General features: G+C 57.8%; 12 protein-coding genes and 1 pseudogene. 8 read left to right on the top strand and 5 right to left on the bottom strand.

Translation table 11 applies throughout. From position 1 onward, the window contains the following. Positions 1-15: 15 nt before the first annotated feature. Together HFO99_RS10695 and HFO99_RS10690 are read right to left on the bottom strand one after the other, a co-directional pair. Positions 16-1,443, bottom strand: a complete 1,428-nt coding sequence (locus HFO99_RS10695; protein WP_222361077.1) for a mannose-1-phosphate guanylyltransferase/mannose-6-phosphate isomerase — start codon at positions 1,441-1,443, stop codon at positions 16-18. 36 nt (positions 1,444-1,479) lie between these two features. Next, on the bottom strand, positions 1,480-2,904 hold the full coding sequence (locus HFO99_RS10690) for a phosphomannomutase (RefSeq protein ID WP_222252241.1): 1,425 nt from the start codon (positions 2,902-2,904) through the stop codon (positions 1,480-1,482). A gap of 237 nt (positions 2,905-3,141) precedes the next feature. Between HFO99_RS10690 and ung the strand changes: the two genes are divergently transcribed. The 3 genes from ung to HFO99_RS10675 all read left to right on the top strand — a co-directional run bounded on the left by ung (position 3,142) and on the right by HFO99_RS10675 (position 5,532). Further along, on the top strand, positions 3,142-3,843 hold the full coding sequence (ung, locus tag HFO99_RS10685; RefSeq protein WP_222331230.1) for a uracil-DNA glycosylase: 702 nt from the start codon (positions 3,142-3,144) through the stop codon (positions 3,841-3,843). Between the two features lie 139 nt (positions 3,844-3,982). Further along, positions 3,983-4,915, top strand: coding sequence for a VOC family protein (locus tag HFO99_RS10680; protein WP_222361075.1), 933 nt, complete (start codon positions 3,983-3,985; stop codon positions 4,913-4,915). An 11-nt stretch (positions 4,916-4,926) separates the two neighbouring features. Then, on the top strand, positions 4,927-5,532 hold the full coding sequence (locus HFO99_RS10675; protein WP_222252238.1) for an alpha/beta hydrolase: 606 nt from the start codon (positions 4,927-4,929) through the stop codon (positions 5,530-5,532). A gap of 204 nt (positions 5,533-5,736) precedes the next feature. On the opposite strand, the gene HFO99_RS10670 is transcribed toward HFO99_RS10675, so the two are convergent. Beyond that, a complete protein-coding gene (locus HFO99_RS10670; protein ID WP_018481622.1) occupies positions 5,737-5,988 on the bottom strand; it encodes a KTSC domain-containing protein in 252 nt (83 codons plus the stop codon). A gap of 284 nt (positions 5,989-6,272) precedes the next feature. Between HFO99_RS10670 and HFO99_RS10665 the strand changes: the two are divergent. Together HFO99_RS10665 and HFO99_RS10660 are read left to right on the top strand one after the other, a co-directional pair. Further along, a pseudogene (locus HFO99_RS10665) lies at positions 6,273-6,813 on the top strand (TolC family protein); the annotation flags it as partial. A gap of 80 nt (positions 6,814-6,893) precedes the next feature. Beyond that, on the top strand, positions 6,894-7,685 hold the full coding sequence (locus HFO99_RS10660; protein ID WP_222252237.1) for a metallophosphoesterase: 792 nt from the start codon (positions 6,894-6,896) through the stop codon (positions 7,683-7,685). Positions 7,686-7,800: 115 nt separating this feature from the next. Here the strand turns inward: HFO99_RS10660 and HFO99_RS10655 are convergent, their stop codons facing one another. Continuing rightward, positions 7,801-9,129 carry a UDP-glucose dehydrogenase family protein gene (locus tag HFO99_RS10655; protein WP_222308860.1) on the bottom strand — a complete coding sequence of 443 codons (1,329 nt, stop codon included), beginning with the start codon at positions 9,127-9,129 and terminating at the stop codon, positions 7,801-7,803. Between the two features lie 269 nt (positions 9,130-9,398). After that, on the bottom strand, positions 9,399-9,998 hold the full coding sequence (locus tag HFO99_RS10650; protein WP_222252236.1) for a transglutaminase-like cysteine peptidase: 600 nt from the start codon (positions 9,996-9,998) through the stop codon (positions 9,399-9,401). A gap of 308 nt (positions 9,999-10,306) precedes the next feature. On the opposite strand from HFO99_RS10650, the gene HFO99_RS10645 reads away from it, so the two are divergent. The 3 genes from HFO99_RS10645 (at position 10,307) to HFO99_RS10635 (ending at position 14,015) form a co-directional block, all read left to right on the top strand. Continuing rightward, entirely contained in the window at positions 10,307-11,731 is a 1,425-nt protein-coding gene (locus tag HFO99_RS10645; RefSeq protein ID WP_222361073.1) for an O-antigen ligase family protein, read from the top strand. A gap of 287 nt (positions 11,732-12,018) precedes the next feature. Then, the gene (locus HFO99_RS10640) at positions 12,019-13,230 is read left to right on the top strand and encodes an SLBB domain-containing protein (RefSeq protein ID WP_222331232.1); all 1,212 of its coding nucleotides are present in this window, start codon (positions 12,019-12,021) and stop codon (positions 13,228-13,230) included. Positions 13,231-13,304: 74 nt separating this feature from the next. Then, complete coding sequence (locus tag HFO99_RS10635) at positions 13,305-14,015, top strand: sugar transporter (protein ID WP_222361071.1); 711 nt, start codon at positions 13,305-13,307, stop codon at positions 14,013-14,015. The last annotated feature ends 7 nt before the right edge of the window (positions 14,016-14,022 follow it).

The raw sequence follows: 14,022 nt of genomic DNA, 5'->3' as shown, positions 1-14,022 counted from the left end.
GCTCCGGCTGCGATTTTACGTTCTTCCAAACTCGTCGACGATACGGATGATGTCGTCCTCGCCGAGATAGGAGCCTGTCTGAACCTCGATGAGCTCAAGAAGAATCTTTCCGGGGTTGGCGAGGCGGTGGACTTCGCCGAGCGGAATATAGACGCTCTCGTTCTCGCGCAGCATACGCACGTTCTCGCCGACCGTCACCTCAGCCGTTCCCTTGACGACGACCCAGTGTTCGGAGCGATGGTGGTGTTTTTGCAGCGATAGCTTCTTGCCCGGCGTGACGAAGATGCGCTTCACCTGGAAACGATCGCCGTTGAAGATGGAGGTATAGCCGCCCCAGGGGCGATAGGATGTCGGATGGGTTTCGGCGAATTTCGCCGTGGCGGAGGTAGAGGCCAGCATCTTGACCAATTGGCCGACATTCTGGCTGTCTTTGAGTGGTCCGACATAGACGGCGTCTTCACTGGCGATGACAGCGACATCATCCATGCCCTGGACGGCAAGATGCACGCCATGGGTCATGACGAGCGAGTTGCGGGTATTGACGACGGTGGTGTTTGCGGCGGCGACATTGCCGTTGTCGTCGCGGGCGCCTGATTTCCAGACGGCATCCCAGCTACCCATGTCCGACCATTTGAACGGCGAGGGGACGATGGCGGCCTTGGACGTCTTTTCCATGATCGCATAGTCGATGGAGATATCGGGGCTCTTGGCGAAATGGTCGGCGTCGAGGCGGGTGAAATCGAGGTCGCGGCTTGCTTTCGAAACGGCCTTGCTGGCCGCCTTCAGTACATCGGGCGCATATTCCTGCAGCTCGGCGATGAGTTCCGTCACCGGGAACATGAATATGCCTGAGTTCCAGTAGAAGCCACCGTCGGCGAGCATCTGCTCGGCCTTCTCGAGTGCCGGCTTTTCGACAAAGCGCTTGACCTTGTGCGCACCGTTTTCGAGGGCATCGCCGATCTCGATATAGCCGTAACCCGTCGCCGCCTCCGTCGGGGTGATGCCGAAGGTTACGAGCTTGCCGTCGGCAGCGGCATCGCGGGCGATGCGGATGCAATCGAAATAGCTCTTGTCAGCAAGGATCTCGTGATCCGAGGCGAGCATCTGAATGATGGTGTGCTTGCCGAAGAGATCGGCGCCAAGCGTTGCGGCCGCAGCCACCGCTGCGGCTGTGTTGCGGGCGACTGGTTCGAGCAGGACCGCTGCGAGCGGGATGGCGCGTTCGCGAGCCTGTTCGGCGACCAGGAAGCGGAATTCCTCATTGGTGACGACGATGGGGGCTTCATAGAGTTCGGGATCGGATACGCGTTCGAGAGTTTCCTGAAACAGCGTCTTGTCGCCGACGAACTGGATGAACTGTTTCGGGGCGGTGGCACGGGAAAGCGGCCAGAGCCGCGTGCCTTTGCCGCCGGCCATGATCACGGGAACGATTTTCTGCGTCATAGGCGGGTTCCTTGAAAAAGCGTGTTCGTCGCATGTTTAGCGGGCGTCTGCCCAGTCTCGTATACGGGTCAGCCCGGCGGTCAGCAGATCCAGGGCTGCGGTCTCGCTCCTGGCTTCCACGTAACAGCGCATTTCCGGCGCATTGCCTGATGGGCGGAAATGGATGATCCTACCGTCTTTCAGTGTCACGCGAAGTCCGTCGATGTCGGACTTCGCAGCCACTTCGCCGATCGGCTGCAGGAAAGCCGAAAGATTTTCATCGGTGGCACGCAGATACTGCATCAGCGCCGCGCTCGTCTCGACCGGAAAATTCTCCAGGCGGTCGGCGGCGGCAAATGGCAGATGGTAGGAGGCGGCAACGGCCGAAAGCTGCTGCTTGCGGGTGGCGGCGAGCGACAGGATCGCGAGCATCGGGATAAAGCAATCGCGCGTCGGCAAGGCTCGCACGGCTCTGTCATTGATATCGAAAGGGGTTGCAGTCAGCAGACCGCCATTGGCTTCAAAGCCCATGACATGATCCTCGCCGGCCGCTACGGCCTCTTCCATGCCTGAAATGACGAAGGGCGAGCCGACGCGGGTGCGCCGGACGGCGAACGAGCCCGCGGCCTCGATGCCCGAATTGGAGGTAACCGGCGTCACCACCGTGCCGGCGCCGAGGAAATTGGCTGCCACAAGGCCGAGAAGGTCACCGCGAAGCGGTGTGCCGGTTTCGTCTGCGACCAGCGGGCGATCGCCGTCGCCATCGGTCGAGACGATCGCATCCAACTTGTGCTCGGACACCCAGCGCTTCATCAGCGTGATCGTCTCGTCGGAAACGGCTTCGGTGTCGACAGGAATGAAACTCTCCGAACGTCCAAGAGCGGTGATCTCGGCGCCGTAATGGGCGAGAACATCAACCAACAGGTCGCGGGCGACGCTGCTATGCTGGTAGACACCGACCTTCATGCCGGACAGCGCGCCCTGCGGAAGCAGGGCTGCATTGCGTTCGAAAAAGAGCTGCCGGCAAGCGGCCTCGTGGTCTTCCGTCTCGGCCGGTGGTTGTACCACCGTTTCGCCGTTTCGTTCGATCTCGGCGGCCAGTGCAGTAATCGCCGCCTCGTCCGATTTGTCGATCTCGCCATCCGGCCGATAGAACTTAATGCCGTTGCGGTCCGCCGGAATATGCGAGCCCGTGATCATCAGGCAGGCGGCGTTTCTTTCGAGGCCATAGAGGGCAAGTGCGGGTGTCGGCACATTGCCGCAGTCGAATATCGGGAAGCCGAGCGCAGCGAGTGCATCGGCGCAATTGCCCGAGATTTCAGGGCTGGAATCGCGAAAATCGCGGCCGATCAGAATGGCATCGCCAGCTTTGGCCCTACCAGTTCCGAGCAGATATTTGCCGAACGCCGTAGCATAAAGGGCGGAGGCATGTCCCTTTAGATCCACTGAAAGTCCGCGAAGGCCGCTCGTGCCGAATTTCATAGGAAGACATGACTCCGATTTCACCATCAAGGTTCTACTCAGGCCGCCCGCCGGCGTAAATACCGAAGCCATCATATAGTTAAATACGGACGACGATGCCTCGGACAGCTTCTCGCGATTTTCTCACCGAATTCTCAAGGTGTAGACCCATTGCCGCGCCGGCAGGCATTGCAGCGTAGATCGATTTTGTTAGAACCGTGTGTCCGTTGTTTCGTCATATGCGAAGGATTTTCCTAGATGAGCGATACATCCGTCAGTATCGAGGAGAGCTGGAAGGCTGCGCTGGAGGGGGAGTTTTCAAGCCCTTACATGCAACAGCTCAAGTCCTTCCTCGTCGCGCAGAAGCAGGTCGGCAAGCGGATTTTCCCCAAGGGCAGCGAATATTTCCGCGCCCTTGATCTGACGCCGATCTCCAACGTCAAGGCCGTCATCCTCGGCCAGGATCCCTATCATGGACTTGGGCAAGCCCATGGGCTGTGTTTCAGTGTCCGGCCGGGCGTGCGCATACCGCCCTCCCTCGTCAATATCTACAAAGAGATGGAGACGGATCTCGGCATAGCGCCGGCACGGCACGGTTTTCTCGAACATTGGGCAAGACAGGGCGTGCTCCTGCTGAACAGCGTGCTGACCGTCGAGGAAGGGCAGGCGGCTGCTCATCAGGGCAAGGGGTGGGAGCGCTTCACCGACGCCGTCATCCGCAAGGTCAACGATGAATGTGAATCCGTGGTCTTCATGCTCTGGGGTTCCTATGCCCAGCGCAAGGCCGCCTTCGTCGATACGACGCGGCATCTCGTGCTCAGGGCGCCGCATCCCTCGCCGCTTTCGGCCCATAACGGGTTTTTTGGCTGCGGGCATTTTTCAAAGGCGAATGCCTTCCTGCAGTCGCGCGGGCGCGCGCCGATCGACTGGCAATTGCCGGTCAGTCCGCACGATTTCTGAGTTTTCCTGAACGATGACAGCGGAGTGTTCACAAAAAGAAGACGATGCGTTTTGGTTGGCGAGTCTATTCCGCGGGCGTCGGAAAGCGCATTTATGGCCCATCGAAAGCCCGCAACGGCGGGCATGAAAGGGGTCTCAAATGCTCAATCAGATCAAGGGTCTGCACCACGTCACTTCGATGGCGCAGGACGCCCGCACCAACAACCAGTTTTTCACCAATGCGCTCGGTCTGCGCCGCGTCAAGAAGACTGTCAATTTCGACGCGCCTGATGTCTATCACCTCTATTACGGTGACGAGGCCGGCACACCCGGCAGCGTAATGACCTATTTCCCGTTCCCGAAGATGGCGCAGGGCCGTCCCGGCACCGGTGAGGTCGGCACGACGGTGTTTTCCGTTCCCCAGGGCTCGCTCAGTTTCTGGAGCGATCGGTTCAGCACGCTTGGTATCGACGGGCTGAAGGCTGAGGAAGGTTTCGGCGAGAAACGCCTGAATTTTTCCGGTCCTGACGGTGACGGTTTCGCGCTTGTTGAAGTCGAGGACGATAACCGCCAGCCGTGGACGCATGGCGGCATCAGCGAGGATCACGCCATTCGCGGCTTCCATTCCGTTGCCATGCGGCTGCGGGACGAGGGCGCCACGGCCGAACTCTTGAAGTTCATGGGCTACGAGGTCGCTGAAGAAAGGGACGGCGTCAAGCGGCTGATCAAGCCCTCCGGCAATGGTGCGCATCTCATCGATCTCGAGACCATGCCGAACATCGCCCGCGCGCTTCCCGGCGCCGGCTCGGTTCATCATGTCGCCTTCGCCGTCGAAAACCGCGAGAAGCAGCTCGAAGTCCGCAAGGCGCTGATGGACACGGGTTATCAGGTCACGCCGGTGATCGACCGCGACTATTTCTGGGCGATCTATTTCCGTACGCCGGGCGGCGTGCTGTTCGAGGTCGCGACCAATGAGCCAGGTTTCGACCACGACGAGGACACGGCCCATCTCGGCGAATCCCTGAAACTGCCGCAGCAGCACGCCCATCTTCGCGCGCTGCTCGAGCAGCACCTGCAGCCGCTCGAAGCGTAAGGAGAGGCGATATGACCGAAACTGGATATGTGCACCGGCTGCATGCCGGTGCGCCTGATAAACCTATCCTGCTGGTGCTGCACGGCACCGGTGGCGACGAAAACCAGTTTTTCGACTTCGGTCGGCGCCTGCTGCCGGAAGCGACGATTCTCTCCCCGCGCGGCGATGTTTCCGAACACGGCGCGGCGCGGTTCTTTCGACGCACCGGGGAAGGGGTCTACGACATGCCCGACCTTTCGCGCGCGACCGAGAAGATGGCTGCCTACGTCAAGGCATTCGCTGACGAGTACCGGGCTTCCGAGATTCTCGGTTTGGGATTTTCGAACGGCGCAAATATTCTTGCCAACGTGCTGATCGAGAAGGGTATCTTCGATGCCGCGGTTTTGATGCACCCGCTCATTCCGTTTCAACCCGAAGCCCAGGTAACGCTTGTGGGAAGAAAGGTGCTGGTGACGGCGGGACAACGGGATCCGATCGCGCCCGTCTCCATGACCGAGGCGCTGTCCGAACACCTTAAAAACCGACAGGCGGACGTCAGGGTGGTCTGGCACCCCGGCGGTCACGAAATTGCGCCGCTCGAGATCAATGCGGTTCGCGATTTCCTCGGCAATTATTGACGGCGCGCCGTGACAGCGCCACGCGTCTTTTTAGACGCACAAGGGACGCTGCAGCATTTTGAAGTGCAGCATATTTGTCCTTCAATCGATTCCGACTTAAGGAATTATGCAAGTAGCTGGCGGGAGACTGATTTGCGGGACCGGCGAATGCCGGTCCCGCATCTTTGCTGGAACGATGGTAGTATCATCCGTTCTCGATAAGCATTAGGGACGGGGGGGATATTTGCCCCTGATTGCCTTCATATAAAAATTTCCTGGCGATGCCGCCATCGTCAAACCGACGACGACACCCTTGGGAACGCCTTCATATTCTCGCCTCTGACCATTGGTCAGATAGACCCTTAGATGCCGGCTGTCTTCGTCGTAGGTGATCGCCTCGATAAGCTTCGAATCAACCGCAGTTTCCACTTTGCACCCCGCAGTCTTGGATCTGAGATTCCTGATCAAGAATGTCATTCACGCTCGCAACGCGCCATCATTATGCTGCGCCGCAAGGGCGTCAAGCGTGATCTGCTTTAACGTTCATTTTTTCCTGCTGCCTCGCGTTATAGTTGATTTATGCAGCTTTTCGAATGTCACGCCTGTGGAAATCCGATATCTGTTGCTCCTCCATTTGGGGAATATTAGCCGATAATGTGGCGACAAACGCAATAATCGCCGGCTTAACGCCGGATTAATCGTCATATAGCAAACTATAGCGTAATATTAACCGCAGCTCCCTCCCAAGCATGAATAATTACATCCGTACAGCGGAGCGTGACCTCGCCGCTGCAACGGCCTATATCGGCGCTGCCGAATCGCAGTTTTATCCGAGCATCACTCTTAGTGGTTCGAGCTCGCCGTCATTCATAAAACAGGCAGGCGGCGCCAATGGCGATCTGACCACCTAGTCCTTCATGCCGACCCTCAACCCGCCGATCTTCGATGGCGGACGGCTGCGCGCGAATGTGGAGATTACGAGATCCGATGCGAAGGTGCAGTATCTGACCGCCCTCAAAGAGCTTGAGCGCGCGCTATTATCTGTTCACCGCGACGCGCAAACCGTTCAGGCGCTGCGGGCGCAGGTGAAGACTACGCAGGAGACGCTTGCGCTTTCAATCGGGAGCTACAAGGATGGACGATCATCCTTGCTTGATATGCTGGATGCGCAGCGTTCGGTCGCGACCAGTCCGGCGGGCTTGGGCGCAGGCGGTGCAGCAGATGGCGAAGGATAATGTCGCTCTGAATGTGGCAATGCGGTTACAACTTCGATGGGCTGCGATTCGCCCAACTTTCTTATGAAGACTGAGCCTCATGCCGTTGCAGCGATGGATAAGAAATGGATTATTTCCGGCAGCCCACCATTCGGTCGGGTCTCATAAATGGGTTACATGTTTAACTATCTAGGGCCGTGGCGACGACGCATACCGATACTGGCCGGCAATCGTAACAGACGTGCTCGGCTGACGTTTGCCGAAGGCGAATTCGCTGCGGTCTACGCGATGAGCGATGTTCACGGATGTTATAACGAGCTCGTCGAGGTGCATCGCCGCATCGTCGAGGATGCCGCGCGCATCCCGGGACCGAAACTCATCGTCATGCTTGGCGACTATGTCGATCGCGGGCCTGATTCGAGTGCGGTGCTGGAGTTCCTGAGCAAGACCCCGCCGCCGGGATTTCAGCGCTTCGTCCTGTGCGGCAATCACGACGCGGAGCTGGTCAAACTCTACCGCAAGCCGGCACGCATTCTCGAATGGCTCGGCTTTGCCGGAACGGAGACGCTGCACTCATACGGTATCGACATCGAGCATCTGCTGGAGTCGGCGGCCGGAAGCGAAACAATTGCCCGCGTCATCCGCAACATGATACCCGAGCGGCATATCAAATTCCTGGAATCGCTGCCGATTATGCTGCGGATAGGAAGGGTCGTCTTTGTTCATGCGGGCATCAAACCGGGCGTCGACCTCAAAAAGCAGAAAGACAGCGACCTCATGTGGATCCGTCAGCCCTTCCTGGATGAAGGGCCGCAGCTTCCTGTCCTCGTGATCCACGGGCATACCCCGGCGCGAATCCCGACATTCGGTCCGCAACGCATCGGTATCGACACTGCGGTTTCGGCGACGGGCCGGCTGACCGTGCTGACGATAAAGGGGACGCGGGTCGGAATCCTCTAAATCGGCAAGCATGGTGTCGTCCGAAAACGCCTACACTTTTCGGCGTCATGCTCAAAACCAAACGCCGCGGATTATGCTCCGCGGCGTCGGGACAATAAAAGTTGATGGAGCTATCTCAGGCGCCGGTCCCTTCCTGATAAAGGTTGGTGCCGATACCGGTATAGGTAAAGCCGTGTTTGCGGACCTCGTCGCTGCGGTAGATATTGCGCAGATCGACCAGGATCGGAGTGCGCATCGACTGCTTCAGGCGATTGAAATCGAGCGCGCGGAACTGGTTCCATTCGGTGACGATGACAATCGCATCCGCACCAGCGGCCGCTTCGTACGGGCCGCTCGCATATTCGATGTTCTCGATCACCTTGCGGGCGTTTTCCATGCCCTCGGGATCGTAACCGACCACTTGCGCGCCGTTGTCCTGCAGGGTCTGGATGACCGCGATCGCCGGGCTGTCGCGCATGTCGTCGGTATTCGGCTTGAAGGTCAGGCCAAGGATCGCGATCTTCTTGCCGCGAATGTCTCCGCCGACGGCCGAAATGACTTTGCGTCCCATCGCCCGCTTGCGGTTGTCGTTGATCGAGATCGTCGTCTCTATGAGACGCATCGGCGCGTCGTAATCCTGCGCCGTCTTGGCAAGAGCAAGCGTATCCTTGGGGAAGCACGAGCCGCCGTAACCCGGGCCGGCATGCAGGAACTTGGAGCCGATACGGCCATCGAGGCCGATGCCGCGTGAAACGTCCTGGACGTTTGCGTCGACCCGTTCGCAAAGATCGGCGATCTCATTGATGAAGGTGATCTTCATCGCGAGAAATGCATTGGCCGCATATTTGATCAGTTCGGAGGTGCGGCGAGTGGTGAAGACCAGTGGGGCCTGGTTGAGATAGAGCGGGCGGTAGACCTCGGTCATGGTTTCGCGCGCCCGGTCGTCGTTCAGGCCGACGACGATACGGTCGGGACGCTTGAAGTCTTCGATCGCCGCACCTTCGCGCAGGAATTCCGGATTGGAAACGACGGCGACATCTGCCGCGGGATTGGTTTCGCGCATGATCCGCTCGACCTCGTCACCCGTGCCGACCGGCACCGTCGACTTGGTGACGATCACGGTGAAGCCTTCCACATAGGTGGCAATCTCGCGTGCAGCGGCGTAGACATAGGAGAGATCCGCGTGGCCGTCGCCGCGCCTGGACGGCGTGCCGACAGCGATGAACACGACGTCGGCGCTGCGGACACTTTCGCCGACATCGGTCGAAAAGGACAGCCGGCCGGTGCTGGTATTTTCGGCGACCAGTTGCTCGAGACCCGGCTCGTAGATCGGAATGCGGCCTTCGCGAAGGGCTTCGATCTTACTCAGATCCTTGTCGACGCAGATGACGTCGTGGCCGAAATCCGCAAAGCAAACGCCTGAAACGAGGCCGACATAGCCTGATCCAATCATCGTGATGCGCATATTTCCCTCAAATCATTAGAGTAGAACGTCATGCTGCGTCGCAGCATGACGTTCGTCATAGTTAATCTGGACGAAAAGACAATACCGAAGATCGCCTGAAACCCACATCGAAAATCGAACTCCAGGCACCGCAGCTTGCCGCGCGCTGCCCCGTCGATAGGCAAAACATAGGTTTGTGTGGGCGATATGACAAGTCGAGCGGCTCGTCAGAGCAGGCTCGACTTCAATCCGGAAACAGGATCAATCAGTCTATGTCTCTGCCTCGGCCGTTATAGCCGGTACCAGACATAGGGGTCTGTTCCCGATTGAATCTTGTCCCAGCGAAGATCGGTATCGCGCCAGTTCTTGATGCTGCTCTTCCTGTTGTCGAGCACGAGATCGCCCTTGTCGGTTCTGACCACGAGGACCGCGTGTCCTTCACCGGAGGGTGTATATGCCGTTGCGATTCGTAAAGCGCGCGACGACCAGCCCATCGCTATTAACCGGCTGCGCTTGGTCAACGCGAAGTCTTCGCAGTCGCCGCTGCGCACATTCACCTTCCAGACATCGCCGTTCAGTTCGTTGCCCGGGTCGTTTCGGCCCATCATCGTGCGATTGACCGACGTATTCACATTCTTCAGTTGCAGCATTTGCGCGTCCGTCAGCGCTACGACTGCAGGGCCATTGTTGTCGCGGCATTCGGTCGGGTTCTGGGCGCAGAACAGCACCTGGGCGAAAGGCGGAATGATCGTGCCTTTTTCAGAGATATAACTGACCGCCGAGTTGCGCGTCAGGCCTCGGGCAATACCTGCGGGACCGGCGGCAAATGCCGAGCACGCATTGCCTGCTGTAAAGGCCAGTGTCAGAAGTGTAACCAATGTTTTCTTCATCTCTTAATCCCCGTCAGGACAACCGATTGAGATCAGGCTTGCCTTTTTTCTCGGTCAATGGCATGGCGATCTGATGATCTGCCAAGTATTGGGCACAGAATATCTGTCCCGTTTCTGCTGCTTGGAAAGGAGCATAGCCGGGCCTCGTCTCGATTGGCTTAAACCTTTCGCGACAATTTTAAACGATGTGGAATTCTGTTACACTTTAGCACGCAAGTGCTTGATGTTCAACTTATGTTAGTACGAGTAAATTAATCTCTTTGGTTGCAATGGCTTTGGTCGCCGCTTACTCTGGTAAACGAATTCACATGTTCTCCAACCTCATCAATAAGCGGGTCTTGCGAGAGGTTTTGCTTTTTGCCTTCATCGGCCTGGTTATATTGACGCTCATACCGTTCGGGAGCGTTACACCCTTTCCCTTCACCTTCGCCGCGATCGGGATGTTTGCCCTCGCCATCATTTCGGGACTGCTGTTCGGAGAGCCGAGACAAAGCAGATGGGTTTTCAGTATCGCTTTGTTTCTACTCGTCGTCCTGGCGGGCTGGGCGTTCATCCAAACCATCGAATTGCCCGCCAATTGGTTGGCGAATCCCGCCTGGAATGCCGCGCGTGACCTGGCAGGTGCCCAGTCCGCGGCGATCTCGGTTGAACCGGCCGACACGTTCGCGTCGATCCTTCGGGTCGCGCTGCCTTTCGTCACGTTCCTGACCGGGCTCCTCTTATGCGATACCGATCAGCGCGCAAGGAAAGTGCTTGCCGGCCTCGGGCTTTCGGCGGGCATCATCGCTACTTTCGGCCTGCTGCAGTTTTTGCTGTTTCCCGACATCCTGATCGTCGTCGAGAAACACGCCTATCTCGACAGCCTGACCGCGGTCTTCGTCAACCGCAATACCGCAGCGACCTTCCTCGGGCTTGGAACGTTGCTGATGTTGACCTTGGTCAGGGATATTACTCGTGCCTATTCGAACTATCCGCCCGGCGAACCGGGCCGAAACGCTCTTCTCTTGAGATCCTGGATCTATATGCTGCTCTTATGCGCATGCTTCACCGCGTTGATGCTGAGCCGCTCGCGCGCCGGGATATTTGCGACCTTTGTTGCCGCTCTCATCTATTTTCCCTGGCTTGTCATCAATTGGAACGGCTCGAGGCGTCATCTGAGACCGGCGCCAAGATGGCATTCGATGCTGAAGCTCCTCTCGGCGATTGCATTCGTGGTCGTGCTGCTGACGGTGTTTGCGGGCCAGGCGATTTTGCGCGCGCAAGAGCGGCGGCTCGAGGATGATGATCGGTTTTGCATCCTGCCGGGCATATGGCGTGCCATTTCGGATCATTGGTTGACGGGAAGCGGGCTCGGTACCTTTCGGACCGTGTTCTCCGCCTACCGCGATCCGGCTTGCGGAATTTTCGGGGTCTTCGACCGTGCGCATAATTTCTATCTCGAAGGATTTCTGGGCCTCGGTATATTGTTTCCGATTGCGACGGTCCTTGCCTTTTTCGTACTCGCCAGAGTGTTTTGGCGCGGGCTCGTCCAAAGGCGGCGCCTGAGGCACTATGTTCTTCTTGGTCTGGCGGCGACGGTTTTGATCGCCCTTCATGCGGCGGTCGATTTTTCGCTGCAGATACCGGGTTTTGCGGTGTTTTACTCCGCCTTTCTCAGTGCGGTTGTCGCGATAAGCCTCGGGCGTAGCAATGGAGAGGCGGACATGGCATATGAGCGGCCGTTAACCACGTAAAGTTTAAATGGATGGATTTTAATAAGATTTTCGGAAAAGATCGATTGTGCAAGTGCGAACGGTTGACTCTGAAACCCAAGAAATTTTATAGCGGGGGCAGCCTTCGTATTGTTGCGACGCAAAAAAGTCGAACCGAAGTCGTTTTCGCTTCCTACAGGGCTCGGCGTTGCCAGCCTGCCACAGTTAGGGGAATGTTAATCGGCTTTCAGTGTTATTGATCGGGGATCGTCTTGTATTTTGTCAGATTGCGGGGCAGTAGCTTCAGGGGCGTAAACGCAGGGTATTCTATGGGTTGTTCTCGTATCGGTAGTACACGCGTCGCCATTGTTGTAGCGCTAACGACTATATTGGCAAGCTGCACATCGTTGCCAAGATCCGGTCCCGATCACAAAGATGTTGATCGCGATGCAGCCGTGAAAGTGACAACGAAGGAACGTCGCGTCGGTATCGACTACGCCCTGATTGATCTCAGCAAGAACGTCTTGTCGTATTTTACCGCTCCCCAGCCAACATCCTTCAAGGGTTTTGGCGGTGGTCGAGGCGGGGCGCCCGAAATTCCGCTTGGTTTCGGTGATGTCGTTCAGGTTGCCATCTTCGAAGCTCAGTCCGGCGGTCTCTTCATTCCATCGGACGCAGGTAGCCGACCCGGCAATTACATCTCGCTGCCAGAGCAGACCATCGATAGAAATGGGACGATCACAATTCCCTATGCGGGTCGGGTTCCGGCTGCCGGTCGCCTGAAGGAGACTGTAGAGCAGGACGTCGAGGATCGCCTGGCAAGCCGCGCAATCGAGCCGCAGGTGGTTATTACGACAACGACAAGCCGCTCCAGTCAGGTTGCCGTGCTCGGTGATGTCAACAATCCCCAACGCGTCGAGATAAGCCCGGCCGGTGAGCGCGTTCTGGATGTCATTTCCGCCGCGGGCGGTTTGACCACCAACAATATCGAAACGAATGTGACGCTGCAGCGCCGTGGCAAGACGGCAACCGTCGCCTACACGACGCTATTGAAGAACCCGGCCGAGAATATCTATGTTGCGCCCGATGACACGATCTCGATCGATCATGAGCGTCGCACATATCTTGCGCTCGGCGCCGCAGGCGTCAGTGGCCGCTTCGATTTCGAAGAGTCTGATCTGACCCTTGGAGAGGCAATCGCCAAGGCGGGCGGCCTGCGCGACGACCGCGCTGATCCGGCTCAGGTCCTGCTCTACCGCCTTGTCCCCAAGAAAACGGTTGCAGCGATGCACGTGGACGCGACGAGATTTACGGGTGAAACGGTTCCGGTGATCATCCGCGCGAATCTTCGCGATCCGGCAACCTTGTTTGCTGTTCAGCAATTCAAGATGGAAGACAAGGATATTATCTATATTTCCAATTCGGACTCTGTCGAATTGGTCAAGTTCCTTGACATCGTAAACTCGGTATCGTCCACTATTTCCGGAGTGGCCGACGATGCGAACGATACCAGCAATGCGGTCCAGGATCTTGGAAATTGATTGACATAGGCGGGCCGTTATCGATCGCGAACGATCAATGACGGCGGTCTATGTAGCGGATTTGATGAAGGACTATGGTTATGGCAAGGTCTGGTGTTTATCGTAAGCTTGCGTATAGCGGAATCGTCGTCGCGATGTTTGCCGGCATGAATTCAAGCGCTTTTGCGGCAGCTTGCTTGGGTTCGGCAAATCTGACTTCCGGCGATATCAGTGGATTTTCAGCTAATCCCGTCGTTCTGCTCGACATGTCCGATCCGTTGGTTTTGTCATCGCGTGTTCGCGCGCTGGTCGGGAGTAGCAATGACGCGCTGTCGCCGGTGATCGAGCAGGCCAAGAAGGCCAGTGCCGGACAAATGGCGGCTATTGGCTCCGGTCTGGCGCGGGCCGCAAACAGCTGTCAGGTGCCGGATCCACAGTTCAAGCTGGCGATCGAAAAAGCCGTTGCCGACGCGGCTATTGCCGATCCCAACCTCGCGCCGCTGCTTGCCGCCTTTGCAAAGGTCCTTGCCGAAGGCGGGACCGCAGCTCTTGGCCCGGGTGCAAGTGCCGCCGCCGCATCTGGCATCGGCAATGACGGGCAAGTTGGACAAACCGGGCCTGGAGCGGACGATGGTACGCCGTTCGACGGCGCTGCCACAACTGCGGGCACGCTGAAGGTTTCGAATGCCGGCGCAGATGATTCATCGTCGACTTCAACGACGACGTTCGTCAGCATCGGAGCGGCTGGGCAGTCGTCCACCGATCCGACGCAGTCGACGAGCCAGAGTGTCCCGGTCATACAATAGCTGGAAT

Origin of the sequence: Rhizobium leguminosarum (assembly GCF_019798305.1) — a bacterium.
Lineage (GTDB): Bacteria > Pseudomonadota > Alphaproteobacteria > Rhizobiales > Rhizobiaceae > Rhizobium > Rhizobium leguminosarum_U.
This window is presented reverse-complemented; position numbering and strand designations above follow the sequence as displayed.